Origin of the sequence: Blastococcus tunisiensis (assembly GCF_900112815.1) — a bacterium.
GTDB classification, from domain to species: Bacteria; Actinomycetota; Actinomycetes; order Mycobacteriales; family Geodermatophilaceae; genus Blastococcus_B; species Blastococcus_B tunisiensis.
This window is the reverse complement of record NZ_FOND01000003.1, coordinates 165290-190269: the sequence shown is the minus strand read 5'-3', so window position 1 is coordinate 190269 and position 24980 is coordinate 165290. Positions and strand designations below refer to the sequence as shown.

Genomic DNA, 24980 nt, shown 5'->3' with positions numbered 1-24980 from the left:
CGAGGGGGACGGGTCAGCGGGTGTGGCCGTTGCCCGTGACGACGTAGGTGGTGGACGTCAGCTCGGGCAGGCCGAGCGGCCCGCGGGCGTGCAGCTTCTGGGTGGAGATGCCGATCTCGGCGCCGAAGCCGAACTCCCCGCCGTCGGTGAACCGGGTGGAGGCGTTCACCAGCACGGCTGCGGCGTCGACCCCGGCGGTGAAGTCGGCGATGGCCGACGCGGAGTCGGCGACGATCGCCTCGCTGTGCCCGCTCCCCCAGCGGTCGATGTGCTCGAGCGCGGCCGGGAGGTCGTCGACGACCCCGACGGCCATGTCCATCGACAGGTACTCGGTGGCCCAGTCCTCGTCGGTCGCCGGGACGACGGCATCGTGCGCGGCCCGCGCCCGGTCATCGCCGTGCAGGGTGACCCCGGCGTCGGCGAGCGCCGCGAGCAGGCGGGGCAGGAAGGCGACGTCGCGGTGCACCAGCAGGGTCTCGGCGGAGTTGCAGACGCTCACCCGGTGGGTCTTGGCGTTGAGCACGATGGCCTCGGCCATCGCGGCGTCGGCGGAGGCGTCGACGTACACGTGGCAGTTGCCGACGCCGGTCTCGATCACCGGCACCGTCGACTCGCGGACGACGCGCTCGATCAGCGACGCCCCGCCGCGCGGGATGACGACGTCGACCAGGCCGCGGGCGTTCAGCAGCTCCCCGACCGAGGCCCGGTCGGCCGGCAGCAGCTCGACGGAGCCGGCGGGCAGCCCGGCCTTCTCGGCGGTCTCGGTGAGGACGGTGACCAGCGCGGCGTTGGTGCGGAAGGCCGAGGCCGACCCGCGCAGCAGCGCAGCGTTGCCGCTCTTGAGGCAGAGCCCGGCGGCGTCGACGGTCACGTTGGGACGCGCCTCGTAGACGATGCCCACGACGCCGAGCGGCACCCGGACCTGGCGCAGCTGCAGCCCGTTGGGCAGCCGCGAGCCGCGCACGACGTCACCCACGGGGTCGGGCAGGGCCACCAGGTCGCGCAGCGCGGCCGCCACGCCGGCCACCCGGCCGGCGTCCAGGCGGAGCCGGTCCAGCACGGACTCGGGCGTGCCGTCGGCCGCCGCCGCGTCGACGTCGGCGGCGTTGGCGGCCAGCACCTCCTCGGTGCGCTCGACGAGCGCGTCGGCCATCGCGCCCAGGGCCGCATCCTTCACGTCGGTCGGCAGGGTGCGCAGGGTGCGGGCGGCCGCCCGCGCGCGCAGCGCGGCGGCACCGATCAGCGGCAGTGCAGAGACGTCGGACACGCCCGTGAGGGTACGCGGATGCCCGCCGCGCACGGCCCCGGCAGCCATCGTCCCGCGTATGCGAGAATGATTCTCATGAGCACCCGAGCCGCCCGCTGGGCCGCCGTCCTCACCGCGACCTCCGCCGCCCTGCTGACCGGCTGCGGCGCAGCCGGCGACAGCGCGGGCACCGACGGCGGGACCGACCGGCTCACCGTCCTGGCCGGCTTCTACCCGCTCGAGTGGACGGCGGCCCGGGTGGGCGGGGACCTGGTCTCCGTCTCCTCGCTCACCCCGCCCGGGGCCGAGGCCCACGACCTGGAGCTCGCACCTCGCGACGTCGCCGCCGTCTCGGAGGCCGACCTGCTGGTCTACCTCGACGGCTTCCAGCCGGCGCTGGACGAGGCCGCCGGGTCCGAGGGCGGTGACTCCGCCTGGGACGCCGGCCAGGCGGCCGACCTCGTGGAGGGCGGCCCGCACGAGCACGCGGAGGACGAGGACGGCGAGCACGGCGAGGACGAGCACGCCGTCGACCCGCACTTCTGGCTGGACCCGACCCGCCTGGCATCGGTCGGTGACGCGCTCGCCGACCGGCTGGCCGACCTCGACCCGGACAACGCCGCCACCTACGAGGAGAACGCGGCCGCCCTGCGGGCCGACCTGGAGGAGCTCGACGGGGAGATCGAGACGGGCCTGTCGAACTGTGCGGTGAGCACCCTGGTCACCGGGCACGAGGCGTTCGGCTACCTCGGTGACCGCTACGGTCTGGAGGTGGTCGGCATCAGCGGGCTGAGCCCGTCGCAGGAGCCGTCGCCCGCCCAGCTGGCCGAGCTGTCGACGCTGGTCCGGGAGCGCGGGGTCACCACCGTCTACACCGAGACGCTGGTCGACCCCGCGGTCGCCGAGACGGTGGCGGAGGAGGCCGGCGTGCGGACGGCGGTGCTCGACCCGATCGAGGGGCTGACGGACGAGTCGGACGGCGAGGACTATCTGCAGGTGATGCGCGCGAACCTCGCCACCCTGCAGGAAGGCCAGTCCTGCGCATGAGCCAGCACCCCGCGGCCGGGACCGCCGTCCGACTCCGTGATGCCAGCATCGGCTACGGCGACGTCCCGATCGTCTCGCGCGTCGACCTGACCGTCCGTTACGGCGAGGCACTGGCGGTCCTGGGCTCCAACGGCTCGGGCAAGACCACCCTCGCCCGCGGCCTGCTCGGCCTGGCACCGGTCCTCGGTGGCGAGGTGGAGCTGCTCGGGGCGCCGGTCGGCCGGCTGCGCGAGCGCGGCCGCGTCGGGTACGTGCCGCAGCGGCACACGGTCAGCGGGGCGGTGCCGGCCACCGTCCGCGAGGTGGTGGCGGTCGGACGGCTGGCCCGGCTGGGCCTCTTCCGCCGGCTCGGCGCCGCCGACCGCGCCGCCGTCGGGGAGGCCGTGGCGGCCGTCGGCCTGGCCGACCGCATGGAGGAGCCGGTCGCCTCGCTCTCGGGCGGGCAGCAGCGGCGGGTGCTCGTGGCGCGGGCCCTGGCGGCCCAGCCCGAGCTGCTGATCATGGACGAGCCCACCGCCGGCGTGGATGCGGCGAGCCAGGACGCCCTGGCCGCGGTCCTCGCCCGCGTGTCCGCCACCGGCACCACCCTGCTCGTGGTCACCCACGAGACCGGGCCGCTGTCCGGTGTGCTGACGCGGGCGGTCGTGGTCGACCACGGGCGCATCCGCTACGACGGCCCGCTGGCGGGCGCCGACGCCGCGGCCGGCCCCGGACGGCACGACCACTGCGGCCCGCCGGCCGAGCCGGCCGGCACCGGCTACCGGCTCGACCAGCCGACCGTCACGACCGGGTCGCGCGGGAGCCGCTGACGTGGAGGTGCTCGAGTACGGCTTCATGCAGCGCGCCCTGCTGGCCTCCCTGATGGTCGGCCTGGTCGCCCCGGCGGTGGGCATCTTCCTCGTCCAGCGGCGCCTCTCGCTGCTCGGCGACGGGCTTGGGCACGTGGCCCTCACCGGTGTCGCGGTCGGCGTGCTGACCTCGACCGCGCCGGTCGGTGCGGCTCTCGTCGCCGCCGTCCTCGGCGCCGTCCTGATCGAGCTGATCCGGGCGCGCGGGCGGACCAGCGGGGACGTGGCGCTGGCCGTCCTGTTCTACGGCGGGATCGCCGGTGGCGTGGTGCTGCTCAGCCTGGCCCCGCGCGGGCAGGCCACCAACCTCGACGCCTACCTGTTCGGGGCGATCACCACCACGGCACCCGCCGACCTCGCGGTCTTCGCCGTGATCACCGTCCTCGTCCTCGCCGTCGTGGGGCTGCTCGGCCAGCGGCTCTACGCGGTCAGCGACGACGAGGAGTACGCCCGGGCCGTGGGTCTGCCGGTGCTCGCGCTGAACGTCCTGCTCGCCGCCCTGGTCGCGGCCACCGTCGTGCTCTCGATGCGGGTGGTCGGTCTGCTCCTGATCAGCGCGCTGATGATCGTCCCCAGCGCGATCGCCCAGCTCCTCGCCCGCAGTTTCCGGCAGGCGCTGTACCTCGCCTGCGCGATCGGGCTGGTCGTCAGCCTCTCCGGCACGACCGCGTCCTACTACACGGGCACGCCGTCCGGCGGGACGATCGTGCTGCTGGCCATCGCGCTGTTCCTGCTGGTCTCCCTCGGCGTGGCCCTCCGCGACCTGACGGCGCACCGCCGGCACCACCGGCGCGGCGACGTCCACGCCGCCCACCCGCACGAGCACGGCGCGGGGTGCGGGCACGAGCCGGTGCCGCACGGCGACCACGTCGACTACGACCACGACGGCCACCGGCACGCACCGCACCTGACGGGCGCGGGCGTGCACTACGACGAGCACGGGGATCAGGCCGCCGCCCCGGCGTCCCCGGGACGAGGTGCCGAATGAGCGCCCCGGAGCCGGCCGGGGCCGGCGCCCGGCGTCCCAGCCGGCAGCGCAGCGCCGTCCTCGCCCTCCTGGACGACCTCGACGGCTTCCGCAGCGCCCAGGACCTGCACGCCCTCCTGCGCGACCGTGGCGACCCGGTCGGGCTGGCGACCGTCTACCGCGCGCTGCAGGCCCTGGTGGACGACGGCCAGCTCGACGTCCTCCGCAGCGACGACGGCGAGGCGGCGTACCGCCGCTGCTCCCCGGTCCACCACCACCACCTGGTCTGCCGCTCGTGCGGCACGACCGTGGAGGTCACCGACCCACCGGTGGAGCGGTGGGCCGCCCGGATCGCCGCCGAGCACGGCTTCGCCGACGTCCAGCACCAGGTCGAGGTGTTCGGCACCTGCACGGACTGCAGCCGACGCGGCTGATCAGCGGTCGCGCAGCGCGCGGAGGGCCGCCTTCCGCGCGTCGCCGGTGAGCCGGTCGAGGAACACCGTGCCGTCGAGGTGGTCGACCTCGTGCTGCAGGCACCGGGCCATGAGGCCCTCGCCCTCCAGCCGGAGCGGGTTGCCGTCGACGTCGAACCCCTCGGCGACGCAGCTCAGCGCCCGCACCGTCGGCGCCCAGATGCCCGGGACCGACAGGCAGCCCTCGTCGCCGTCCTGGATCTCCTCGGACCGCTCCACGATCACCGGGTTCACCATGTGCCCGATGACGCCGTCGACGTTGTAGGAGAACACGCGCGCGTTCACGCCGATCTGCGGTGCGGCCACCCCGGCCCGGCCGGGGTGGTCCACGGTGTCGAGGAGGTCGCGGACGAGCGCGGCCAGCCAGCCGTCGAACGCCGTGACCTCGTCGGAGGGGGTGCGCAGGACCGGGTCGCCGAGCTCGCGGATGGGGCGGATCGTCACGGGCAGCAGTCTCTCAGCTCCCGTTCAGCGCCCGACGTGCCGCCCGATCAGGACCATCTCGTCGCGGTGCACGACCTCGCGGCGGTACTCCGGTGCCAGGTCGCCGGTCTTGCGGCCGAGCAGGGCGGGCATCTCCCGGGCGTCGTAGGCGACCAGCCCGCGGGCGACGACGACGCCGTCCGGACCGACCAGCTCGACCGGGTCGTCGGCCAGGAAGTCGCCGGTCACCCCGGTGATGCCCGCGGCCAGCAGCGAGGCGTGCCGCTCCCGCACGGCCCGCACGGCGCCCTCGTCCAGCAGCACCCGGCCGCGGGGCCGGCTGGCGTAGCGGAGCCAGAACTGCCGGGCGCTGGGGCGGCGGCCCATCGGGGTGAAGAGGGTGCCCACCTGCTCCCCGGCCAGCGCCGCGGCCGCCTGGGGCGTGGAGGTGACGACGACCGGGACGCCGGCATGGGCGGCGATGAAGGCCGCCTCCACCTTCGTGGCCATGCCGCCGGTGCCGACCCCGTTGCGCTTCGCGGTGCCGAGGGCGACGGTGGCGAGATCGGCCGGCGCGGTCACCGTGTCCACCAGCTGGGCGGGGCCCACGCGCGGGTCGCCGTCGTACACGCCGTCGACGTCGGAGAGCAGCACGAGGGCGTCGGCCCGGGCCACGTGCGCCACCAGCGCCGCCAGCCGGTCGTTGTCGCCGAACCGGATCTCCTCGGTGGCCACGGTGTCGTTCTCGTTGACCACCGGCAGGACGCCGAGGCTGAGCAGCTTCTCGACCGTCTGCTGGGCGTTGCGGTAGTGGCTGCGCCGGGTCAGGTCGTCGGAGGTGAGCAGCACCTGGCCGACGGTGATGTCGTGCCGGGCGAACGCATCGGCGTAGGTCTGCACCAGCCGGAGCTGACCGACGCTCGCCGCCGCCTGCGCGGTGGCCAGGTCCCGCGGCCTACCGTCCAGCCGCAGCGGTGCCAGGCCGGCCGCGATCGCGCCGGAGGACACGAGCACGACCTCCCGCCCGGCGGCGCGGACCGCACCGAGGTGGTCGACCAGCGCCGACAGCCGGGCCGGGTCGAGCCCCCCGGGCAGCGTGGTCAGCGACGAGGAGCCCACCTTCACGACGACGCGGCGGGCACCGGCGATCTGCGGACGCGCGACGCTCACTGGGCGTCGTCCGGGAGATCGGTGTCGGTCCAGGTCTCCTCGCCCAGCTCGTAGGGCGTGCGGCGGGCCTTCTTCGCGGCCAGCCGCTCCTGCGCCCGGACGCGGTGCGGCGCGTCCACCCGGGAGTCGGTGCCGCGCCCGCCGAGCCCGGCGGACTCCTCGACCGTCAGCGTCCCGGCCGGCAGCGTCGGCACCCAGTCGAAGGTGACGCCGCCGATGGTGACCGCGTCGCCCTCGCGGGCGCCGGCCTTGGCCAGCTGCTCCTCCACACCGAGCCGGTTGAGCCGGTCGGCGAGGAAGCCGACGGCCTCGTCGTTGCTGAAGTCGGTCTGCCGCACCCAGCGCTCCGGCCGGACACCGCGGACGACGAACGCCCGGTCGTCGGGCCCGTCCTCCCACTCGGGCGCGCGCTCGACGGTGAAGCCCGAGTCGTCCACGGCCTTCGGCGTGATGGTGACGCGCGCCGGCTCCATCGTGGGCAGGCTCGCGCGGTGCGCCTCGACGTGGGCGGCGAGGGCGAAGCCGAACTCCCGGAGCCCCTCTCCCGTGGCGGCGCTGACCGGGTAGACGTCCAGGCCGCGCTTCTCCAGCGTGGTGCGCACCAGGTCGACCAGCTCGCGCCCGTCGGGCACGTCGATCTTGTTGAGGACGGCGATCTGCAGCCGGCCCACGAGGTCGAGCTCGTCCCCGCCGTATTCGGCGAGTTCGTGCTCGAGGGCCTCGATGTCGCTCTCCGGGTCACGGCCGGGCTCCATGGTGGCCATGTCGACGACGTGCACCAGGACGGCGCAGCGCTCGACGTGCCGGAGGAACTGCACCCCGAGGCCCTTGCCGGCCGACGCGCCCGGGATGAGGCCGGGGACGTCGGCCATCGTGTAGACGGTGTCGCCGGAGCGGATCACGCCGAGGTTGGGCACCAGCGTGGTGAAGGGGTAGTCGGCGATCTTCGGGCGGGCCGACGACATGGCCGCGACCAGCGACGACTTGCCCGCCGAGGGGAAGCCGACCAGGCCGACGTCGGCGATGCTCTTGAGCTCGATGACCGCGTCGAAGGCCTCGCCCTCCTCGCCGAGCAGGGCGAAGCCGGGCGCTTTGCGCCGGGCGTTGGCCAGCGCGGCGTTGCCGAGGCCGCCCTTGCCGCCCTTCGCGAGCACCACGCGGGTGCCGGCGCCGACGAGATCGGCGATGACCCGGCCGTCGGGGGTGCTGACCACCGTGCCGGCCGGGACCTTGAGGACCCGGTCCTCGCCCTTGCCGCCGTGCCGGTTGCTGCCCTCACCGGGGCGGCCGTTGCCGGCCTTCTGGTGCGGCCGGTGGTGGAAGTCCAGCAGCGTGTGCACGCTGGGGTCGACCTCGAGGACGACGTCCCCGCCGTCGCCGCCGTTGCCCCCGTCGGGCCCGCCGAGGGGCTTGAACTTCTCCCGATGGACCGAGGAGACGCCGTGGCCACCGTTCCCGGCGGCGACGTGCACGACTACCCGGTCGACGAAAGCGGCCATGTCCGCCGCCTCCTAGCTGTTAACCGCCACGAGCGCACGGGCCCGCTGGCCCGTGCGCTCGTCTGCGTGGTGAACGTGCGTGTGGCCCCGCTCCGGGGCCCTCCCCGAGCCTGCGAAGGCAGCGGGGACCGTGCTCAAGCCTCGACGGCCGAGATGGAGACGGTCTTCCGCCCCCGGCGGGTGCCGAAGGTGACCGCACCCGGCGCGAGCGCGAACAGCGTGTCGTCGCCACCGCGACCGACACCCAGGCCCGGGTGGAAGTGGGTCCCGCGCTGGCGGACGATGATCTCGCCGGCCTTGACGACCTGGCCACCGAACCGCTTCACGCCGAGGCGCTGGGCGTTCGAGTCGCGACCGTTGCGGGACGACGAAGCGCCCTTCTTGTGTGCCATGTCGGCGTCAGCCCTTCGAGATGTCGCGGACCACGACGCTGGTCAGGGGCTGACGGTGCCCCTGCCGCTTGTGGTACCCGGTCTTGTTCTTGAACTTGTGGATGTGGATCTTCGGGCCCTTGCCGTGCTCGAGGATCTCACCGGTCACGGTCACCTTGGCCAGGGCCGCGGCGTCGCTGGTGACGGTGTCGCCGTCGACCAGCAGGATGGCCGGGAGGGCCACCGTGTCACCGGCAGCGCCCTGCAGGCGGTTGATCGTGAACGTGTCGCCCACGGCCACCTTGTGCTGGCTGCCACCGGCCTTCACCACTGCGTACACCACTGACTCCTCGTATCGCTTCGTTGCTAGCTCTGTGTTCCGGCGCGCAGACCGGAGCGATCGCCGGGTGCTGGACGGGCTGCGTACGCCTGCCCGGCGGCACCCGAAGGCGCCCGCGCGGTGGCGGTGCAACCCGACCAGCGTACCTGAGGCCCCCGCGCCGGTCGATGTGACCCCGACGGCCCCGGCGACGCCTCAGGAGACCGGCGGACCCGCCGGTCGGCTGGCCGCCCGGCGGCGACGCGGACGGGAGGTGGCCTCGGCCGCCACCGGCGCCGCGACACCCTGTTCCTCGGCTGCCGGCTGCTCGGCTGCGGGCTCTCCGGCCGTCGACTGCACCGGAGCCGTCTCGTCGGCGGCTCCCCCGACTGCGGCCGGCTCCGACGAGGCCGGCGACTGCTCGGCGACCGCCTCGGTCGGCGTGCCCGCCGGCTCCTCGGCCGCGCCCCCGTCCGTGGCGCCGTCCTCGGCTCCGGTCAGCACGGCGGCGTCCTCCGCGGCACGCTCCTCGCCCGACTGGCCACGGTTGCGGCGACCCCGGTTGCGGCGGCCACCGGTACGCGAGCCCTCGGACTCCTCACCGTCCCCGGGGACGGCGTCGGCGGGCGCCTGACCGGGCGCGTCGACCGGCGTCGCGTCGTCCTTGGCGGCGTCCTTGCCGATTTCCTTGCCGGTTTCCCTGCCGGTGTCCTTGCCGGTGTCCTTGCCGGCGTCCTTGCCGGCGTCGCGGCCACCGGAACGGTCCCGGCGGCTGCTGCCGCCGTTGCCGCTGCCGCCGCCGGCGTTCCCGCCACCGCCACCGCCACCGCGACGCTTCTCGTCCACCGGGTCGGTGCTGACGATCACGCCCCGCCCGCGGCAGTGCTCGCAGGGCTCGGAGAAGACCTCGAGAAGACCCTGGCCGACCCGCTTGCGGGTCATCTGGACCAGGCCCAGCGAGGTCACCTCGGCGACCTGGTGCTTGGTGCGGTCCCGGCCCAGGCACTCGGTGAGCCGCCGCAGCACGAGGTCGCGGTTGCTCTCGAGGACCATGTCGATGAAGTCGATGACGATGATGCCGCCGATGTCGCGCAGCCGGAGCTGGCGGACGATCTCCTCCGCGGCCTCCATGTTGTTGCGCGTGACGGTCTGCTCGAGGTTGCCGCCGGAGCCGACGAACTTGCCGGTGTTGACGTCGACGACGGTCATCGCCTCGGTGCGGTCGATGACCAGCGAGCCGCCCGAGGGCAGCCACACCTTGCGGTCGAGCGCCTTGGCCAGCTGCTCGTCGATGCGCAGGTCGTGGAAGACGTCGCCCTCGCCGGTGAAGCGGGTCAGCCGGCCGGTCAGCTCCGGGGACACGTGCGCGACGTAGGCCTCGACGGTGTCCCAGGCGTCGTCACCCTGGACGACGAGGTCCTTGAAGTCCTCGTTGAACACGTCGCGGATGACGCGGATCGCCAGGTCGGGCTCGCCGTAGAGCAGGGTCGGCGCGCTGGAGGTCGACTCGGCCTTCTTCTGGATGACGTCCCACTGCGCGGTCAGCCGGTTGACGTCGCGGGTGAGCTCCTCCTCCGAGGCGCCCTCCGCGGCGGTCCGGATGATCACGCCGGCGTCCTCGGGGACGATCTTCTTGAGGATGTCCTTGAGCCGCTGCCGCTCGGTGTCGGGCAGCTTGCGGCTGATCCCGGTCATCGAGCCGCCGGGGACGAAGACCAGGAAGCGGCCCGGCAGGTTGATCTGCTGGGTCAGCCGGGCACCCTTGTGCCCGATCGGGTCCTTGGTGACCTGCACCAGCACCTTGTCGCCGGACTTCATGGCGGTCTCGATGGAGCGCTGCTTGCCCGACAGGCCGGCGGCGTCCCAGTTGACCTCGCCGGCGTACAGGACGGCGTTGCGCCCCTTGCCGATGTCGACGAACGCGGCCTCCATGCTGGGCAGCACGTTCTGCACCCGGCCGAGGTAGACGTTCCCGGCGAAGGAGGTCGCCGACGCCTGGGTCACGTAGTGCTCGACGAGCACGTCGTCCTCGAGGACGGCGATCTGGGTGCGCTCGCCGCGCTGGCGGATGACCATCTTCCGGTCGACGGCCTCGCGGCGGGCCAGGAACTCGCTCTCGGTCAGGATCGGTGCGCGGCGGCGCCCGGTGTCCCGGCCGTCCCGGCGGCGCTGGCGCTTGGCCTCGAGGCGGGTGGAGCCGGCGACCCCCCGGACGTCGTCGTCGCTGGTGAGCCGGCCGTTGCGGCCGGCGCGCTCGGGCCGGTCGTCGTCGTCGGAGTCGTCCCCGGCGGAGTCGCCGCCCCCGCCGCCACCGCTGCGCCGGCGCCGACGCCGGCGGCGCCGGGTGCTGGAGCCGCTCTCGGACTCGTCGGAGTCGGTGTCGGTGTCGGCGGCGTCGTCCTCGGCGGACTCGCCGTCCTCGTCGTCGTCGGAGGTGTCCTCGGTGGAGTCCTCGTCGCCGTTGTCCTCGCCGGTGCGGCCCCGGCCACGCCCGCGGCGGCCGCGGCGACGCCGGCGGCTGCCGGTGCCACCCTCGTCGCGGTCCCCGGTCTCGTCGGTGTCGGTGTCGTCGGAGTCCTCGGTGTCGCCGTCCCCGGTGGTGTCGTCGGCGTCCGGCTGCTCGGCCGGGCGGCGCCGGGAGCGGCTGCGGCGCGGGCGCGAGGGCCCGCTGTCGCCGTCACCGGTGTCCTCGGTGCCGGTCGCCGCCGGCTCCTCGGTGCCGGTGCCTGCGTCGGCGTCGGCGACCTCGGGCGTCTCGGCGGGACGGCGTCCGCGGCGACGCGCGGGGGGCGGGGTGTCGGTCTCGCTGGGCGCCACGAAGCTGACGAAGGCGGGGATGGAGGGGGCGGCGGGGGCCGGCGCCTCGACGGAGTCGGGGTCGGCCGCGATCACCGCGCGGGTGGCCCGGCGCCGCGGCCGGGCGACCACGGCGGTGGGCTCGGGGGAGCTGAACGCCGTCGCGAACCGCGGGAGCTCGTGCTCCGGCTCCGGGTCGGCCGGCTCGGCGGCGGCCTCGCTCGGGGCGGCGGCCTCGGCGTCGGTCTCGCTCGGGGTGGCGGCCTCGGCGTCGGTCTCGTCGTCGGCCGCGGTCTCGTCGTCGGCCGGGTCCTCCGGAACCGAGGAGTCCTCGGACACCGCCGGGAGCTCGGTGACCTCGCTGTCCGCGGCGGGTCCGGCGACGGTGTCGTCGTTCGTGTCGGTGGGGGTGCTGTCTGAATCGGCCACGAGGGCTCGTCTCCTCATGTGCTCCCGGGCGCCGATCGGATGACTGGCGGCCGCGCAGGAGCACGGGTTGGGCGGGGCGGGCCGTCGCACGGGGTACGGCGGGGGTGGCTCGCCCTGCGGAAGTCTGATGTCGGCCTCCGCGCGACGGTTGCCGCGGCGGGAGCCGGACTGCGGTGGTGCCCGCCCCGGGTGCAACTCCGGTGCGGTGGTGCTCTTCGTGTGGTGGTGCGGTTCGTGTGCTGGTCCGTCGGTGGTGCGAGGGTCTGCGTGGTCCGGACCGGGTGGCCCGGATCGGGGCGCGTCACGCCTGGCAGCCGTGGCGCTCGACGTCGCGAGACCTCCGGGGACCCACCGGTCAGATCGCCGCGTGCTCCCGAGGGATGCGCGCCGCACGGTCCGGACCGAGCGGATCGGCCACGGTCCCGGTGTCGTCGAGCCGGCCCTGCGCCTCACGCACGGCCCGGGCGGGCAACGGCGGGTGCAGGTCGGCGACGGCAGCCAGGGCGGCCAACACGTCGTCTGGTCGTACAGCGGGCGTCAGCTGCCGGACGACCATGTGCAGTATGGCACAACCTGCCTCCTCGGCCGCCGACGCGCTGGCGACCGAGGCGCGCGCGTCGATGTCCTTGAGGCCGTTCTTCGTCCGCTTGGCGACGGTGACCACCTCGCGCCCGAGGAACTCCTCGACGGCCGGCTGCAGCTCGGCCAGCGAGACACCCGGCAGCTCCACCCGCCACACGGAGGTGTCGATCCGGTCGGCCAGCGACCCGGTGCCCTCCCCCGCCGCCACGCAGTCCAGGATCGCGATCTCCGCCGGCAGGGCGCCGTCCAGCGCCGCCCGCACCGCCTCGGGCTCGCAGGCCACGGACAGGCCGATCTCCAGGTACTCGGCCTCGCTCGCGGATCCGGTCGGGGCCGCCCCGATGTAGGAGATCTTCGGGTGCGGGCTGAACCCGGCGGAGAACGCCATGGGCACCCCGGCGCGGCGCAGCGCGCGCTCGAGGGTGCGCGCGAGGTCGCGGTGGGAGGCGAAGCGGAGCCGGCCCCGCTTGGCGTAGCGGATCCGCAGCTTCTGGACGGTCGGCGGCGGGGGCGGGCCCTCGGGCTGGCGGGCCATCAGACGACGGTGAGCGGCAGCAGGCTGCGCCCTGTCGGCCCGATCTGGATCTCGGTGCCCATGGTCGGGCAGACGCCGCAGTCGTAGCAGGGGGTCCACCGGCAGTCGGCGACCTCCTCCTCGTTGAGGGCCTCCTGCCAGTCCTCCCAGAGCCACTCCTTGTCCAGCCCGGAGTCCAGGTGGTCCCAGGGCAGGATCTCGTGCTCGGTGCGCTCGCGGGTGGTGTACCAGTCGAGGTCGACGCCGAACGGCTGCAGCTCCTCGGTGGCCGCCTGCGTCCAGCGGTCGTAGGAGAAGTGCTCGCTCCAGCCGTCGAACTTCCCGCCCTCGCGCCAGACCCGCTCGATGACCCGGCCGACCCGGCGGTCGCCCCGGGAGAGCAGTCCCTCGATCACGCCGGGCTTGCCGTCGTGGTAGCGCAGGCCGATGGACCGGCCGATGCGGCGGTCCTCGTTGATCTTCTGCCGGAGCAGCCGCAGACGGTGGTCGATGGTCTCGGCGCTGGCCTGACCCGCCCACTGGAAGGGCGTGTGCGGCTTGGGCACGAAGCCGCCGATGCTCACCGTGCAGCGGATGTCCTTCTGCCCGCTGGCCTCCCGGCCGGCCTTGATCACCTCGACGGCGAGGTCGGCGATCTCCAGCACGTCCTCGTCGGTCTCGGTGGGCAGCCCGCACATGAAGTAGAGCTTCACCTGGCGCCAGCCGTTGGCGTAGGCGGTGGTGACCGTGCGGACCAGGTCCTCCTTGGACACCGTCTTGTTGATCACCCGCCGGATCCGCTCGCTGCCGCCCTCGGGGGCGAAGGTCAGGCCGCTGCGCCGTCCGTTGCGGGAGAGCTCGTTGGCCAGGGTGACGTTGAAGGCGTCCACCCGGGTGCTCGGCAGGCTGAGACTGGTGTTGGTGCCCTCGTAGCGGTCGGCGAGCTCCTTGGCGACCTGACCGATCTCGGAGTGGTCGGCGCTGGAGAGGCTCAGCAGGCCGACCTCCTCGTAGCCGGTGGCCTTCAGGCCCTGCTCGACCATCGAGCCGATGCCGGTGATCGTCCGCTCCCGGACCGGGCGGGTGATCATCCCGGCCTGGCAGAAGCGGCAGCCGCGGGTGCAGCCGCGGAAGATCTCGACGCTCATCCGCTCGTGGACGCTCTCGGCCAGCGGCACGATCGGCGTCTTCGGGTAGGGCCACTCGTCGAGGTCCATGACGGTGCGCTTGCCGACCTTCGCCGGGACGTCGTCGCGGGTGCGCTGCACGCCGGCGATCGCGCCGTCCGGACCGTAGGAGACGGCGTAGAACCGCGGCACGTAGACGCCGTCGACGCGGGCCAGCCGGGCCAGCAGCTCGACCCGGCCGCCGGGCCGCCCCTGCGCCTTCCACGCCTTGACGACGTCGGTGATGTCGCCGACGACCTGCTCGCCGTCGCCGAGGACGGCGCAGTCGACGAAGTCGGCGACCGGCTCGGGGTTGAAGGCGGCGTGCCCGCCGGCGACGACGACCGGGTGCGACTCGTCCCGGTCGACGGCCTGGATGGGGACGCCGGCGAGGTCGAGGGCCTCCAGCAGGTTGGTGTAGCCCAGCTCGGTGGCGAAGCTGACGCCGAGCAGGTCGAAGTCGCGCACCGACCGGTGCCCGTCGACGGTGAACTGCGGGACGCCGTTCTCCCGCATGAGGCCGGCGAGGTCGGGCCAGACGGCGTAGGTGCGCTCGGCCAGGGCGTCGGGGCGCTCGTTGAGCACCTCGTACAGGATCATCAAGCCCTGGTTCGGCAGCCCCACCTCGTAGGCGTCGGGATACATCAGCGCCCAGTGGACGGCGGCGTCCTCCCACGGCTTGACCTGGGAGTTGAGCTCACCGCCGACGTACTGGATCGGCTTCTGGATCTGGGCCAGCAGCGGCTCGAGGCGGGCGTAGAGCGACTCGCCTGCGGAGGCGCGGAGTTCTGCAGTCATGACCGTCCCAGGGTAGCCGCCGTCCCACACCGATGAGCGCGTGCGCTGGAGCCCGGTTTCGGGGCATGGAACCGGGCCTGAGCGCACACAGTTGCGTATCTTCGTACGATTAATGCTACGGTCCGTCGTATGGGACGACAGCCCAAGAGCGAGGCGGACAAGGTCCACGACCGCATCGGCGTGCTGCGTGCCGACCGTGGCGTCAGCCGGAAGGAACTGGCCGAGGCGGTGGGCGTCCACCCGCAGACCATCGGCTACGTGGAGCGCGGCGAGTACAGCCCGTCCCTGGCCCTGGCCCTGCGCATCGCCCGCTACTTCGAGCTGCCGGTCGAGGCGATCTTCTCCCTCGACCCCCTGCCCTCACTCAGCCAGGAACTCCTCAGGAGGACGTCGTGAGCAACTCCCCTGCGCAGACCTACCTCGCCCGGACCTTCGAGGACGACCGCTACGCCTGGACCCGGGAGCCGCGGGTGCGCCGGCGGGCCGTCGTCGCCGAGGTCGCGCTCGTGGTGGCCCTCGTGGCCGCCACGCTCGTCGCCGCCTCGACCGACGAGGAGTGGCCGACGTGGTTCTTCGTCGCCTGGATGGTCGGGATGCTCGGGTTCATCCCGCTGCACTCGCTGCTGAACCTCGGCATCCGCGGCGTCCTCGACCGGGACAAGCGATCGCTGGACGAGCACCAGCGGCGGCTCGGCGAACGGTCCCACACCGCGGTGGCGTGGCCGAGCACGGCTCTGACGTTCGCGGCGTGGACCGGGGCGGTCGCCGTCGTCGGCCTCACCGGGCACGTGATGCTGGCGCTCTGCCTCGGGTTCCTGCTGTGGTTCGCCAGCGGCCTGCTGACCTACTGGCACCTGGCCTGGACCTCCCCCGAGGAGCCCGCCGACGCCGACCTCTGACCCGCCGCCCCCACCGGGGACACGCCACGATCAGCGCCCCTGATCATGACGCGTCCTCCCCCACCGCAGGACGTGAGGGAGGACGCCCGATGATCAGGGAGGCTGATCGTGGCGGGTCAGCCGAGGTCGGGGAAGAAGAGCGCCACCTCGCGCTCGGCGGACTCGGGCGAGTCGGAGCCGTGCACGATGTTGTTCTGCACCTCGAGGGCGAAGTCCCCGCGGATGGTGCCGGGCGCCGCCTTCACCGGGTCGGTCGCGCCGGCCAGCGCACGGAACGCCTCGATGGCCCGCGGCCCCTCCACCACCAGGGCCATGAGCGGGCCGCCGGTGATGAACTCGACGAGCGAGCCGAAGAACGGCCGCTCCCGGTGCTCGGCGTAGTGCGTCTCGGCGGTCTCGCGGCTCAGCGTGCGCAGCTCGGCGGCCACCAGCCGCAGGCCCTTGCGCTCCAGGCGGGTGATCACCTCGCCGACCAGGCCGCGGGCGACACCATCGGGCTTGACGAGGACGAGAGTGCGTTCGGTCACGGGGCGGCAGCCTACGGGGTGGGTCCGGGCGCCCCGCCGTCGTCGCCCCGCACCGCCACCCCGACCGGGCCGAACGGCGAGCCCAGCAGCTCCTTGCGCACCTGCAGCAGGTAGAGCCAGATGAGCACGAACGCCCCGGCGACGAACCACATGACGCCGTCCAGGAGCCCGGTGAGCAGCAGCGGCACCTGCAGCGCCGTGCCGACGAGCACCCCCCGCGGACGGCGCTGGATCCCCGCGGCCAGCACGAGGACGACGGCCAGCACGAGCAGGTAGGTCAGCCGCCCGCCGGTGAGCCCCTCGCCGGTCTGCGCGATGCCCCGGGGGACGAACAGCACGGCCAGCCCCTCGAGCACGAGGACGCCGGCGGCCGCCCCGGCCAGGGCGCGACCGGCACGCACCGGGTCGGGCGCGGTCATGCGGGCCGCCGGGCCAGCAGGGCGCGCGCCTCGCCGGCGGTGATCACGCTGCCGGTCACCAGGACACCGGACCCACCGAGCGCGTCGTCCGGACCGGCCTCGGCCAGCTCCATCGCCTCGGTCAGCGCCTCGGCCAACCGTGGCTGGACGCTGACCCGGTCGGCGCCGAAGACGTCGACGGCCAGGGCCCCGAGCTCGTCGGCGGCCATGGCACGCGGCGAGCCGTTCTGCGTGACGACCACCTCGGCGCACACGTCCTCGAGCGCGGCGAGGATGCCGTGCACGTCCTTGCCGCTGACGCAGCTGACCACGCCGATCAGCCGGGTGAAGTCGAAGGACTCCTTGATCGCGTCGACCGTGGCCGCCATGCCCGCCGGGTTGTGCGCGGCGTCGACCAGGACCGTCGGGCTGGTGCGCAACCGCTCGAGCCGGCCCGGGGAGCGGACGCCGGCGAAGGCCGCTCGCACCGTCTCCTGCTCGATCGGCCCGGTGGCGGCGCCGGCACCGAGGAACGCCTCCACGGCCGCCAGCGCGGTGACCGCGTTCTGCGCCTGGTGCGCGCCGAACAGCGGGAGGAAGACCTCCTCGTACTCGCCACCCAGGCCCTGCAGGCGCACCTGCTGGCCGCCGACGGCGACCCGCCGCTCCAGCACGCCGAACTCGGTGCCCTCGCGGGCGACCACGGCCTCCACCTCGACGGCCCGCCGGACGAGCGTGTCCAGGGCGCCGGGCTGCTGGTGGGCCAGCACGGCGATGGCGTCGGCCTTGATGATCCCGGCCTTCTCCCCCGCGATGGTCGCGACGTCGGGCCCCAGGTACTCGGCGTGGTCGAGGTCGACGGGCGTGACGACGGCGACCCGCCCGTCGGCGACGTTCGTGGCGTCCCAGCTGCCGCCCATGCCGACCTCGATGACCGCGACGTCGACCGGCGCCTCGGCGAAGAGCGCGTAGGCCATGCCGACCATGACCTCGAAGAAGGAGAGCGGGTGCTCGCCGGCGGCGTCGACCATCTCGACGTAGGGCGCGATGTCCTCGTAGGTCTCGACGAACCGCTCGGGGCTCACCGGCTCGCCGTCCAGCACGATCCGCTCCCGGATCGACTCCAGGTGCGGGCTGGTGAACCGGCCGACCCGCAGGCCGAAGCCGCGCAGGAGCTCGTCGATCATCCGCGCCGTCGTCGTCTTGCCGTTGGTGCCGGCGACGTGGACCACCGGCATCGCGCGGTGCGGGGACCCGAGGAGGTCGACGAGGGCCGAGATGCGGGTGAGCGAGGGCTCGAGGCGGCTCTCCGGCCACCGGGCCAGCAGCTCCTGCTCGACCCGGGCCATGTCTCGGGGGCTGTCCCCGGTGCTGCCGCTGTTCACCGGCCCAGGATGCCAGCCGCTCAGTACGCCCCCGCGCGCGCTCGGGCCCCGCCGTCCACCACGCCGCTGCCCGCGTGCATCCAGTTCCGCGGCGGGGCGGTCTCCACCACCCGCTTGCCCAGGGGGAACAGCCCCACGGCGGCCAGCTTGAACGAGGCCACGCCGAAGGGGATGCCGATGATCGTCAGGCAGAACCCGATGCCCGCGACCACGTGGACCACCGCCAGCCACCAGCCGGCCACGAGGAACCAGAGCAGGTTGCCGACCGCCGACGCCACGCCGGCGCCGGGTGCGCGCACCGTCGTCCGGCCGAACGGCCAGACGACGAAGGCCGCCAGGCGGAACGAGGCGATGCCGAACGGGATGGTCACGACCAGCAGGCAGGCCAGGACGCCGGCCACCAGGTAGGCCAGCGCGAGGATCCAGCCCTGCAGGACGAGCCAGACGAGGTTGAGCAGCAGGCGCAGCGTGTCCATGCCAGGCTCACGGACGACGCGGGGGCGAGGTTCCCGGCGTGCGCGGAACCTCGTTGCCGGGCCTTCCTAGGATGGAGGGCATGGCTCCCGACATCGCGACCCCGGACACCCCTGCCCCGGGAGCGACCGTCGGCGTACCCGAGAAGCCCTCGATCGACGGGCTCGAGGAGAAGTGGGTCGAGCGCTGGTCCGCCGAGGACACCTACGGCTTCGACCGCGCCGCCGCCCTGACCGGGCCGCGCGAGCAGATCTGGTCCATCGACACTCCCCCGCCGACGGCGAGCGGCTCGCTGCACGTGGGCCACGTCTTCAGCTACACCCACACCGACTTCGTCGCCCGCTACCAGCGGATGCGCGGCAAGCACGTCTTCTACCCGATGGGCTGGGACGACAACGGCCTGCCCACCGAGCGCCGGGTGCAGAACTACTACGGCGTGCGGTGCGATCCGTCGCTGCCCTACGACCCGTCCTTCGAGCCGCCGGCCACGCCGGACAAGAACCAGCTGCCCATCTCCCGGCGCAACTTCGTCGAGCTGTGCATGCAGCTGACCGAGGAGGACGAGGCGGAGTTCGAGAAGCTCTGGCGCCGCGTGGGCCTGTCGGTGGACTGGTCGAACGTCTACCGGACCATCTCGGAGTCCTCTCGGGCCACGGCCCAGCGGATGTTCCTGCAGAACCTGGCGCGCGGTGAGGCCTACGCGCAGGAGGCACCCACCCTCTGGGACGTCACCTTCCGCACCGCCGTCGCCCAGGCCGAGCTCGAGGACCGGGAGCGGCCCGGCGCCTACCACCGGATCTCCTTCTCCGGCCCCGACGGCCCCGTCTTCATCGAGACCACCCGGCCCGAGCTGCTGCCGGCCTGCGTCGCCCTGGTCGCCCACCCCGACGACGAGCGTTACCGGCCGCTGTTCGGGAAGACGGTGCGGACGCCGCTGTTCGACGTCGAGGTCCCGGTCGTGGCGCACCGCCTCGCGGAGCCGGACAAGGGCTCGGGCATCGCGATGATCTGCACCTTCGGCGACCTCAACGACGTCACCTGGTGGCGCGAGCTGCAGCTGCCCACCCGGGCGATCGTCGGGTGGGACGGGCGCATCCTGGCCGACCCGCCGCCCGGCGTCCCGGCCCAGCCCTACGACGAGCTGGCCGGCAAGACGGTGTTCAGCGCGCAGCAGCGGATCGTGGAGCTGCTGAAGGAATCGGGCGACCTGGACGGCGAGCCGAAGCCGATCACCCACCCGGTGAAGTTCTTCGAGAAGGGCGAGCGCCCGCTGGAGATCGTCACCACGCGGCAGTGGTACATCCGCAACGGCGGGCGCGACGCCGACCTGCGCGATGCGCTCGTGGCCCGCGGCAAGGAGATCCAGTGGGTGCCCGAGCACATGCGGCACCGCTACGACAACTGGGTCGAGGGCCTCAACGGTGACTGGCTGATCAGCCGCCAGCGGTTCTTCGGCGTCCCGTTCCCGGTCTGGTACCGCCTGGACGACGCCGGCGAGCCGATCCACGACGAGCCGATCCTGGCACCCGAGGCGTCGCTGCCGGTCGACCCGTCCTCCGACGTCCCGCCGGGCTTCGACGAGTCGCAGCGCGGCGAGCCCGGCGGGTTCATCGCCGACCCCGACGTCATGGACACCTGGGCGACGTCGTCGCTGTCCCCGCAGGTGGCCTCGGGCTGGGACACCGACCCGGAGCTGTTCGCGGCCGTCTTCCCGATGGACCAGCGGCCGCAGGCGCACGACATCATCCGCACCTGGCTGTTCTCCACCGTCGTCCGCGCGCACTTCGAGCACGGCACGGTGCCCTGGACGCACGCCACCATCTCCGGCTTCGTCGTCGACCCCGACCGCAAGAAGATGTCGAAGTCGAAGGGCAACGCCACCACGCCGATCGACGTCCTGGAGCGCTACGGGACCGACGCCGTCCGCTGGCGGGCCGCCGGCGCGCGCCCCGGTGCGGACTCGCCGTTCGACGAGGCGCAGATGAAGGTCGGCCGGCGGCTGGCCATGAAGATCCTCAACGTCGGCAAGTTCGTCCTGGGGCTGGGCGCGGAGAACGTGGACCTCGCCTCCGCCGCCGACCGGATCACCGAGCCGATCGACCGCGGTCTGCTCGCCGCGCTGGCGAAGGTCGTGGACGAGGCGACCGCCGCGATGGAGGCGTTCAACTACACCCGGGCGCTCGAGGTCGCAGAGACCTTCTTCTGGTCGTTCTGCGACGACTACGTCGAGCTGGTGAAGTCCCGCGCCTACCGCTCCGACTCCGGGGCGGAGTCGGCGCAGGCCACCCTCGCCTTGGCCCTGTCGGTGCAGCTGCGGCTGTTCGCGCCCGTGCTGCCGTTCGTGACCGAGGAGGTCTGGTCCTGGTGGCAGAGCGGCTCGGTGCACCGGGCGCTCTGGCCGGCCGCCACCGAGCTGCCGACCGGCGGCGACCCGGCCGTCGTCGCCGTCACGGCCGAGGCGCTGGCGGGGGTGCGCAAGGCCAAGTCCGACGCCAAGGTGTCCATGCGCGCCGACGTCGAGACCGCGACCGTCATCGCGCCGGAGGCACAGGTGGCGGCGCTGGAGGCCGCCCGGTCGGACCTGACCGACGCCGGGCGCATCGCCGACCTGTCCGTGCTGGCCGGCGAGGGCCCGCTGACCGTCCAGGTCGTCCTCGCCCCCGTTCCCGACGCCTGAGAAGGCTGCGGCCGCTCGCCTCCGGGCTCGGACTGTTCAGGCCGCCAGCTCGACCAGAGTCCGGACCGTGTTCCAGTTGCGGTTCGTGCCGGCCTGCCCCAGGACGCGGTCCCAGCGCACACCGGCGGCGGGGCCGGCGCGGAAGCCGTCCGGGAGCCACAGGTACAGCTCGCGGTCCCGCAGCGCGAGGACCGCACCCTCGTAGGCGGGCGCCGCGGCGACCCGATCCGGGTCCAGCGGCTCGGCGAAGAAAGTGACGGAGTAGCGGGAGGGGTCTGTGACGAGCTCTCCCAGCGGATCGGCGGCCAACACGTCCCCCAGTTCCTGCGCGGTCCGGACGACGACCGGGACGTCGAGGTCGAATTCCTCGCCGATCGCCCGGGTGAGCGCCGCGGAGAGGGCGGCTTCGGGGAGATCGCTGTCGAGCAGCACATTGCCGCTGGCCAGATGGGTCCGGACGTCGCCGTACCCGCGGAAGCTCAGCACCTCCCGGAGCCGCGGCATGGATACCCTGCGGGTGGCGCCGAGGTTGATCGCCCGGAGCAGCGCGACGTAGCGCGTGGTCACCCGGCGACCGTAACGTGCGGCCGCCATCCCAGCGTTGAACCGTGGAGACCCACTACCGGCGCTCCCCTGGGTCGTCTGGGTTCACCGGTCGGCGCCATCCACAGGCCGTCCACGGCAGGTGCCGCGGATCGGCGAACCTTTCGGCGTGCCCCGGCCGGTCGACCTCCTCCCCTCCGGGGTGGCGCGCCGCTCGGAGGTCGCCGCGCTCACCAGCACCAGCACCGTGGGCCGCTGGCTGGCCCGAGGTGAGCTGCTGCTGGTGGCCCCCGGGGTGGTCGCCCTGCCCGGTCGCGCGGACAGCTGGGCGGTTCGTGCCCAGGCCGCGATGCTCTACGCGGACGCCCCGCTCAGCCACCTGTCGGCGCTCTCGGCGGCCGGCCTCGTACGTCGGACGGCCGGGCCGCTGCACGTGACTGTCGGGCTGGGACGCTGCCTCCGTGACGCCCGGGACGTCGTCGTGCACCGCTCGGGACGGCGCCTCGCGACGATCCGCTCCGACGGCCTCGAAGTCGTCGAGCCGGCGCGGAGCCTGGTCGACGCGTGGTGGTGGGCGTGGTCGCCGGTCCGCAACGGGCGGGCCGCGGCCGAGCGCCCTCTGGTGCGGCAGGCGGTCGTCGAGGCGGTGCGGACACGGGTGGTACGCGTCTCGGGAGTACGGCGTGAGTCCGACCGGATGCCGCGTCACCCCGGCCGGGCCGAGCTCGTCGCGCTGCTCGAGCTCGTCGCGGGCGGGTGCCAGAGCGAGCTGGAGGTCTTCGGCGTCCGGCACGTGCTGCCGGGGCCACCGGGGGTGCCGGCGTACGTCCAACAGCACCGGGTCGTCCTCCCGGACGGGCGGGCCGCCGAGCTGGACGCGGCATGGCCGGAGGCCAGGGTCGCCGTGGAGCTCGACGGCGCCGCCTTCCACGGGAGCCGCGAGGCCCGGGAGCGTGATCTGCGCCGCGACAGCGCGCTCGCGGCGCTGGGCTGGGTGGTGCTGCGCTTCAGCTACGCGCGCCTGGTCGGCGATCCGGCGGGGTGCCGGCGGGAGATCGTGGCAGTCCTTCGCCACCGGCTGGCCGACCGGTGAACCCGCATGACCCAGGACGGCGAGCTGTTCGGGTCGCCAGAGTTCAACGGTGCGCAGGACCCGGAACGCGAACGAGCCCGCCCCCTGCGCGGGGACGGGCTCGTCGGCGGATCGAACTAGGCGGACTTCTCGCGGCGCTCGCGGGTGGGCTTGCGCGGGACGATCGTCGGGTTCACGTGCTCCAGGACGACCTCCTTGGTGATGACGACGGAGGCGACGTCCTCCCGGCTGGGGATGTCGTACATCACCGACTGGAGCACCTCCTCCATGATCGCCCGCAGGCCCCGGGCGCCGGTGCCGCGGAGGATCGCCTGGTCGGCGATGGCCTCGAGGGCGTCGTCGGTGAACTCCAACTCCACCCCGTCGAGCTCGAAGAGCTTGCGGTACTGGCGGACCAGCGCGTTCTTGGGCTCGGTGAGGATGTTGATCAGCGCCTCGCGGTCGAGCTTCTGCACGCTGGTGATCACCGGCAGGCGGCCGATGAACTCGGGGATCATGCCGAACTTCAGCAGGTCCTCGGGCATGACCTCGGCGAACGCGTTGGCCTCGGCGATCTCGGCCTTGCCGCGGACCTGACCGGCGAAGCCGATGCCCTGCTTGGTCGTGCGGTCCTCGATGACCTTCTCGAGGCCGGCGAACGCGCCCCCCACGATGAACAGCACGTTCGTGGTGTCGATCTGGATGAACTCCTGGTGCGGGTGCTTGCGGCCACCCTGCGGGGGCACCGACGCCGTCGTCCCCTCGAGGATCTTCAGCAGCGCCTGCTGCACGCCCTCGCCGGACACGTCGCGGGTGATCGACGGGTTCTCGCTCTTGCGGGCGATCTTATCGACCTCGTCGATGTAGATGATGCCGGTCTCGGCGCGCTTCACGTCGTAGTCGGCGGCCTGGATCAGCTTCAGCAGGATGTTCTCGACGTCCTCGCCGACGTAGCCGGCCTCGGTCAGCGCCGTGGCGTCGGCGATCGCGAAGGGCACGTTGAGCATCCGCGCCAGGGTCTGCGCCAGGTGCGTCTTGCCGCACCCGGTGGGGCCCATCAGCAGGATGTTGGACTTGGCCAGCTCGACGCCCTCGTCGCGGCGGTCACCGCCGGCCTGGATCCGCTTGTAGTGGTTGTAGACGGCCACCGAGAGCGTCCGCTTGGCCTTGTCCTGGCCGATCACGTACTGCTCGAGGAAGTCGTGGATCTCCTTGGGCTTAGGGAGCTCGTCGAACTTCAGGTCCGAGGACTCCGAGAGCTCTTCCTCGATGATCTCGTTGCAGAGATCGATGCACTCGTCGCAGATGTAGACCCCGGGGCCCGCGATGAGCTTCTTGACCTGCTTCTGGCTCTTCCCGCAGAACGAGCACTTGAGCAGGTCACCGCTCTCACCGATTCGTGCCACCTGCTGACCTCCACCTGTGATTGTGCCGGTCCTGACATCAGGAGCCTGCGTCGTGATTCTGTCTGCTCAGCCCCTGATCGGCCTCATGTTCCGGGCTGCTGCCGCGAGGCTCGCCTCCCGGTGTCACCTGCCGGGGATCGGGCGTCCGCAGACCGTAACCCCCGCTGCCGACGTCTCCGGGCAATGACTCACCCGGTTCCGCGACCGTCCCACATCCGTCCCGGGAGCGTCCTGCGCCCCGCGGTCCCCGACCCTGTCGACGGTACGGGCCGGAGGCGCGACACGCGCGACCCCCGACCCGCACCGGCCGGCGTCAGAGCGGCGGAAGGGCGTTGAGCTTCCGGCTCTGGATGACGTCGTCGACGATGCCGTAGGCCTTGGCCTCCGGCGCGGTCAGGATCTTGTCCCGCTCGATGTCGAGGCGGACCTGGTCGACGGTCTGCCCCGTGTGCCGGGCCAGGATCTCCTCCATCTGCACGCGCACCCGCTGGATCTCGGCGGCGTGGATCTCCAGGTCGGACACCTGGCCACCGGACTCGCCCGAGGGCTGGTGGATCAGCACCCGGGAGTAGGGCAGGGCCAGGCGCTTGCCCGGCGTCCCGGCCGCGAGCAGGACGGCGGCGGCCGAGGCCGCCTGGCCCATGCAGACGGTCATGATGTCGGGCCGGACGAACATCATCGTGTCGTAGATGGCCATCAGCGACGTGAACGAGCCACCGGGCGAGTTGATGTAGATGGTGATGTCGCGGTCGGGGTCAGCGGACTCCAGCGTGATCAGCTGGGCCATGACGTCGTTGGCCGAGGCGTCGTCCACCTGCACGCCGAGGAAGATGATCCGTTCCTCGAAGAGCTTGTTGTAGGGGTTGGACTCCTTCATGCCGTAGCTCGTGCGCTCCACGAAGGAGGGCAGGATGTACCGGCTGGAGGGCATCTCGAAGCTCATGTCAGTTC

At 73.3% G+C, this 24980-nt stretch carries 24 protein-coding genes; 8 read left to right on the top strand and 16 right to left on the bottom strand.

Going from position 1 to position 24980, the window contains the following annotated elements; all coding sequences use genetic code 11:
* Nucleotides 1–13 precede the first annotated feature (13 nt).
* Entirely contained in the window at nt 14–1267 is a 1254-nt protein-coding gene (locus BM142_RS05370; RefSeq protein ID WP_092195894.1) for a glutamate-5-semialdehyde dehydrogenase, read from the bottom strand.
* Between the two features lie 75 nt (nt 1268–1342).
* Between BM142_RS05370 and BM142_RS05365 the strand changes: the two genes are divergently transcribed.
* The 4 genes from BM142_RS05365 to BM142_RS05350 are packed head-to-tail and all read left to right on the top strand — an operon-like array spanning nt 1343 to nt 4542.
* The gene (locus BM142_RS05365) at nt 1343–2293 is read left to right on the top strand and encodes a metal ABC transporter substrate-binding protein (RefSeq protein WP_092195736.1); all 951 of its coding nucleotides are present in this window, start codon (nt 1343–1345) and stop codon (nt 2291–2293) included.
* Nucleotides 2290–3102, top strand: a complete 813-nt coding sequence (locus BM142_RS05360) for a metal ABC transporter ATP-binding protein (RefSeq protein ID WP_092195735.1) — start codon at nt 2290–2292, stop codon at nt 3100–3102. Before BM142_RS05365 ends, BM142_RS05360 begins: the two co-directional genes overlap by 4 nt.
* A gap of 1 nt (nt 3103) precedes the next feature.
* Nucleotides 3104–4129, top strand: a complete 1026-nt coding sequence (locus BM142_RS05355; RefSeq protein ID WP_092195734.1) for a metal ABC transporter permease — start codon at nt 3104–3106, stop codon at nt 4127–4129.
* Nucleotides 4126–4542: a Fur family transcriptional regulator gene (locus BM142_RS05350; RefSeq protein ID WP_092195733.1), complete on the top strand. Its 417-nt coding sequence runs from the start codon at nt 4126–4128 to the stop codon at nt 4540–4542. Before BM142_RS05355 ends, BM142_RS05350 begins: the two co-directional genes overlap by 4 nt.
* On the opposite strand, the gene BM142_RS05345 is transcribed toward BM142_RS05350, so the two are convergent.
* The 8 genes from BM142_RS05345 to BM142_RS05310 all read right to left on the bottom strand — a co-directional run bounded on the left by BM142_RS05345 (nt 4543) and on the right by BM142_RS05310 (nt 14648).
* Entirely contained in the window at nt 4543–5025 is a 483-nt protein-coding gene (locus BM142_RS05345; protein WP_092195732.1) for a peptide deformylase, read from the bottom strand.
* Nucleotides 5026–5049: 24 nt separating this feature from the next.
* Complete coding sequence (gene proB / locus BM142_RS05340; protein WP_092195731.1) at nt 5050–6174, bottom strand: glutamate 5-kinase; 1125 nt, start codon at nt 6172–6174, stop codon at nt 5050–5052.
* Nucleotides 6171–7673 (bottom strand): GTPase ObgE, encoded by a 1503-nt coding sequence (gene obgE, locus BM142_RS05335; protein WP_092195730.1) that lies wholly within the window; start codon nt 7671–7673, stop codon nt 6171–6173. Before obgE ends, proB begins: the two co-directional genes overlap by 4 nt.
* 134 nt (nt 7674–7807) lie before the next feature.
* Entirely contained in the window at nt 7808–8065 is a 258-nt protein-coding gene (gene rpmA / locus BM142_RS05330; RefSeq protein ID WP_092195729.1) for a 50S ribosomal protein L27, read from the bottom strand.
* Between the two features lie 7 nt (nt 8066–8072).
* The gene (rplU, locus tag BM142_RS05325; RefSeq protein WP_092195728.1) at nt 8073–8384 is read right to left on the bottom strand and encodes a 50S ribosomal protein L21; all 312 of its coding nucleotides are present in this window, start codon (nt 8382–8384) and stop codon (nt 8073–8075) included.
* 195 nt (nt 8385–8579) lie between these two features.
* Nucleotides 8580–11588: an Rne/Rng family ribonuclease gene (locus BM142_RS25485; protein WP_305764363.1), complete on the bottom strand. Its 3009-nt coding sequence runs from the start codon at nt 11586–11588 to the stop codon at nt 8580–8582.
* Between the two features lie 355 nt (nt 11589–11943).
* Complete coding sequence (locus tag BM142_RS05315; protein WP_092195726.1) at nt 11944–12705, bottom strand: TIGR03936 family radical SAM-associated protein; 762 nt, start codon at nt 12703–12705, stop codon at nt 11944–11946.
* The gene (locus BM142_RS05310) at nt 12705–14648 is read right to left on the bottom strand and encodes a TIGR03960 family B12-binding radical SAM protein (RefSeq protein WP_092195725.1); all 1944 of its coding nucleotides are present in this window, start codon (nt 14646–14648) and stop codon (nt 12705–12707) included. Before BM142_RS05310 ends, BM142_RS05315 begins: the two co-directional genes overlap by 1 nt.
* Before the next feature lie 129 nt (nt 14649–14777).
* Between BM142_RS05310 and BM142_RS05305 the strand changes: the two genes are divergently transcribed.
* Both BM142_RS05305 and BM142_RS05300 read left to right on the top strand, forming a co-directional pair.
* Entirely contained in the window at nt 14778–15044 is a 267-nt protein-coding gene (locus BM142_RS05305; protein WP_092195724.1) for a helix-turn-helix transcriptional regulator, read from the top strand.
* Nucleotides 15041–15547 carry a hypothetical protein gene (locus BM142_RS05300; protein WP_092195723.1) on the top strand — a complete coding sequence of 169 codons (507 nt, stop codon included), beginning with the start codon at nt 15041–15043 and terminating at the stop codon, nt 15545–15547. Before BM142_RS05305 ends, BM142_RS05300 begins: the two co-directional genes overlap by 4 nt.
* A 116-nt stretch (nt 15548–15663) precedes the next feature.
* On the opposite strand, the gene ndk is transcribed toward BM142_RS05300, so the two are convergent.
* Genes ndk through BM142_RS05280 form a run of 4 tightly spaced genes read right to left on the bottom strand, consistent with a single transcriptional unit; the run spans nt 15664 to nt 18333 of the window.
* Nucleotides 15664–16074 carry a nucleoside-diphosphate kinase gene (gene ndk, locus BM142_RS05295; protein ID WP_092195722.1) on the bottom strand — a complete coding sequence of 137 codons (411 nt, stop codon included), beginning with the start codon at nt 16072–16074 and terminating at the stop codon, nt 15664–15666.
* Nucleotides 16075–16085: 11 nt separating this feature from the next.
* Entirely contained in the window at nt 16086–16493 is a 408-nt protein-coding gene (locus tag BM142_RS05290) for a DUF4233 domain-containing protein (RefSeq protein ID WP_092195721.1), read from the bottom strand.
* A complete protein-coding gene (locus tag BM142_RS05285) occupies nt 16490–17857 on the bottom strand; it encodes a bifunctional folylpolyglutamate synthase/dihydrofolate synthase (protein ID WP_254790554.1) in 1368 nt (455 codons plus the stop codon). Before BM142_RS05285 ends, BM142_RS05290 begins: the two co-directional genes overlap by 4 nt.
* Nucleotides 17858–17877: 20 nt before the next feature.
* A complete protein-coding gene (locus BM142_RS05280; protein WP_092195719.1) occupies nt 17878–18333 on the bottom strand; it encodes a YccF domain-containing protein in 456 nt (151 codons plus the stop codon).
* An 80-nt stretch (nt 18334–18413) separates the two neighbouring features.
* Between BM142_RS05280 and valS the strand changes: the two genes are divergently transcribed.
* Nucleotides 18414–21008, top strand: a complete 2595-nt coding sequence (gene valS, locus BM142_RS05275; RefSeq protein WP_092195718.1) for a valine--tRNA ligase — start codon at nt 18414–18416, stop codon at nt 21006–21008.
* Nucleotides 21009–21044: 36 nt separating this feature from the next.
* Here the strand turns inward: valS and BM142_RS05270 are convergent, their stop codons facing one another.
* A complete protein-coding gene (locus BM142_RS05270) occupies nt 21045–21575 on the bottom strand; it encodes a DUF1697 domain-containing protein (RefSeq protein WP_175527105.1) in 531 nt (176 codons plus the stop codon).
* Nucleotides 21576–21720: 145 nt separating this feature from the next.
* Between BM142_RS05270 and BM142_RS05265 the strand changes: the two genes are divergently transcribed.
* On the top strand, nt 21721–22644 hold the full coding sequence (locus BM142_RS05265) for a DUF559 domain-containing protein (RefSeq protein WP_139228773.1): 924 nt from the start codon (nt 21721–21723) through the stop codon (nt 22642–22644).
* A gap of 116 nt (nt 22645–22760) precedes the next feature.
* Here BM142_RS05265 and clpX read toward each other — a convergent pair whose 3' ends face one another.
* Together clpX and BM142_RS05255 are read right to left on the bottom strand one after the other, a co-directional pair.
* The gene (gene clpX / locus BM142_RS05260; RefSeq protein ID WP_092195715.1) at nt 22761–24029 is read right to left on the bottom strand and encodes an ATP-dependent Clp protease ATP-binding subunit ClpX; all 1269 of its coding nucleotides are present in this window, start codon (nt 24027–24029) and stop codon (nt 22761–22763) included.
* Between the two features lie 313 nt (nt 24030–24342).
* Nucleotides 24343–24972, bottom strand: a complete 630-nt coding sequence (locus BM142_RS05255) for an ATP-dependent Clp protease proteolytic subunit (RefSeq protein WP_092195714.1) — start codon at nt 24970–24972, stop codon at nt 24343–24345.
* Between the last annotated feature and the right edge of the window lie 8 nt (nt 24973–24980).

Bases quoted from the DNA above. Each gene is read 5' to 3' on its own strand.
- BM142_RS05255 (WP_092195714.1), bottom strand. From the start codon at position 24,972: ATGAGCTTCGAGATGCCCTCCAGCCGGTACATCCTGCCCTCCTTCGTG.
- BM142_RS05310 (WP_092195725.1), bottom strand. From the start codon at position 14,648: ATGACTGCAGAACTCCGCGCCTCCGCAGGCGAGTCGCTCTACGCCCGC.
- rpmA (WP_092195729.1), bottom strand. From the start codon at position 8,065: ATGGCACACAAGAAGGGCGCTTCGTCGTCCCGCAACGGTCGCGACTCG.
- BM142_RS05280 (WP_092195719.1), bottom strand. From the start codon at position 18,333: ATGGACACGCTGCGCCTGCTGCTCAACCTCGTCTGGCTCGTCCTGCAG.
- BM142_RS05290 (WP_092195721.1), bottom strand. From the start codon at position 16,493: ATGACCGCGCCCGACCCGGTGCGTGCCGGTCGCGCCCTGGCCGGGGCG.
- BM142_RS05365 (WP_092195736.1), top strand. From the start codon at position 1,343: ATGAGCACCCGAGCCGCCCGCTGGGCCGCCGTCCTCACCGCGACCTCC.
- BM142_RS05360 (WP_092195735.1), top strand. From the start codon at position 2,290: ATGAGCCAGCACCCCGCGGCCGGGACCGCCGTCCGACTCCGTGATGCC.
- obgE (WP_092195730.1), bottom strand. From the start codon at position 7,673: ATGGCCGCTTTCGTCGACCGGGTAGTCGTGCACGTCGCCGCCGGGAAC.
- BM142_RS05315 (WP_092195726.1), bottom strand. From the start codon at position 12,705: ATGGCCCGCCAGCCCGAGGGCCCGCCCCCGCCGCCGACCGTCCAGAAG.
- BM142_RS05350 (WP_092195733.1), top strand. From the start codon at position 4,126: ATGAGCGCCCCGGAGCCGGCCGGGGCCGGCGCCCGGCGTCCCAGCCGG.
- valS (WP_092195718.1), top strand. From the start codon at position 18,414: ATGGCTCCCGACATCGCGACCCCGGACACCCCTGCCCCGGGAGCGACC.
- BM142_RS05305 (WP_092195724.1), top strand. From the start codon at position 14,778: ATGGGACGACAGCCCAAGAGCGAGGCGGACAAGGTCCACGACCGCATC.